General features: G+C 13.4%; 1 protein-coding gene. It reads left to right on the forward strand.

The window, feature by feature from the left end; genetic code table 11:
* On the forward strand, window positions 1–403 hold a 403-nt coding region (locus NG904_RS16840; protein ID WP_252232876.1), incomplete at its 5' end, for a hypothetical protein.
* Between the last annotated feature and the right edge of the window lie 170 nt (window positions 404–573).

Consider the following 573-nt stretch of genomic DNA (forward strand, 5'->3'; position numbering starts at 1 on the left):
GAAAAAAACAGAGAAAAAGGAAAAAAAAAAAAAAAATGTAGTGGAAGAAACAACTGTAAAAAAAGAAAGTAGTGGAAAAAAAAAAAAAGAAAAAAGAAAAAAAAAAAAAAAAAAAAGAAAAAAAAAAAAAAAAAAAAGAAAAACAAAAAAAAAAAAAAAAAAAAAAAAAAAAAAAAAAAAAAAAAAAAAAAAAAAAAAAAAACAAAAAAAAAAAAAAAAAAAAAAAAAAAAAAAAAAAAAAAAAAAAAAAAAAAAAAAAAAAAAAAAAAAAAAAAAAAAAAAAAAAAAAAAAAAAAAAAAAAAAAAAAAAAAAGAAAAAAAAAAAAAAAAAAAAAAAAAAAAAAAAAAAAAAGAAAAAAAAAAAAAAAAAAAACAAAAAAAAAAAAGAAAAAAAAAAAAATAAAAAAAAAAAAAAAACAAAAAAAAAAAAGAAAAAAAAAACACCAAAAATACCTATACATGGCAAACTTATATCTTACTGCATGAAGTCTACAAGAAGAAACAACCATTGCCTTAGCTTATCCACCTATCCACATAACCCTATTTTCCATAAAGTCATCTACTATTGTTTCA

Source organism: Clostridium sp. ZBS15 (assembly GCF_023845705.1).
Taxonomy (GTDB): Bacteria; Bacillota; Clostridia; order Clostridiales; family Clostridiaceae; genus Clostridium; species Clostridium aquiflavi.